Origin of the sequence: Photobacterium sagamiensis (assembly GCF_050337085.1) — a bacterium.
GTDB classification, from domain to species: domain Bacteria; phylum Pseudomonadota; class Gammaproteobacteria; order Enterobacterales; family Vibrionaceae; genus Photobacterium; species Photobacterium sagamiensis.
Genome location: NZ_JAKJSP010000138.1, coordinates 1 through 662 on the forward strand (window position 1 = coordinate 1; position 662 = coordinate 662).

Here is a 662-nt window from a genome sequence, read left to right on the forward strand (position 1 = left end):
GTCCGATTTATATCTCACCGTTAAAGTACGGTAACAACTACTGTTTCATCGCCTAAGCAATGAAACGCTCTTTTCATAGCTCTTTTCATAGAAAAGAGTGGAGCGACACACGAGGCTCGAACTCGTGACCTCAACCTTGGCAAGGTTGCGCTCTACCAGCTGAGCTAGTGTCGCATCTCTGGTGCTTGTATCTCAACAAGTAAATTGGTTGCGGGAGCTGGATTTGAACCAACGACCTTCGGGTTATGAGCCCGACGAGCTACCAWACTGCTCCATCCCGCGTCCGATTTATATCTCACCGTTAAAGTACGGTAACAACTACTGTTTCATCGCCTRAGCAATGAAACGCTCTTTTCATAGAAAAGAGTGGAGCGACACACGAGGCTCGAACTCGTGACCTCAACCTTGGCAAGGTTGCGCTCTACCAGCTGAGCTAGTGTCGCATTTCTGGTCCTTGTATCTCAACAAGTAAATTGGTTGCGGGAGCTGGATTTGAACCAACGACCTTCGGGTTATGAGCCCGACGAGCTACCAAACTGCTCCATCCCGCGTCCGATTTATATCTCACCGTTAAAGTACGGTAACAACTACTGTTTCATCGCCTGAGCAATGAAACGCTCTTTTCATAGAAAAGAGTGGAGCGACACACGAGGCTCGAACTC

The 662-nt window shown here is 48.3% G+C and carries 4 tRNA genes; all 4 read right to left on the reverse strand.

From position 1 onward, the window contains the following. Window positions 1-98: 98 nt before the first annotated feature. Window positions 99-174, reverse strand: a tRNA-Gly gene (locus L4D76_RS28855). A 31-nt stretch (window positions 175-205) separates the two neighbouring features. Further along, a tRNA-Met gene (locus L4D76_RS28860) sits at window positions 206-282 on the reverse strand. Between the two features lie 85 nt (window positions 283-367). Continuing rightward, window positions 368-443, reverse strand: a tRNA-Gly gene (locus L4D76_RS28865). 31 nt (window positions 444-474) lie between these two features. Then, window positions 475-551: transfer RNA gene (locus L4D76_RS28870), tRNA-Met, on the reverse strand. Window positions 552-662: the final 111 nt, after the last annotated feature.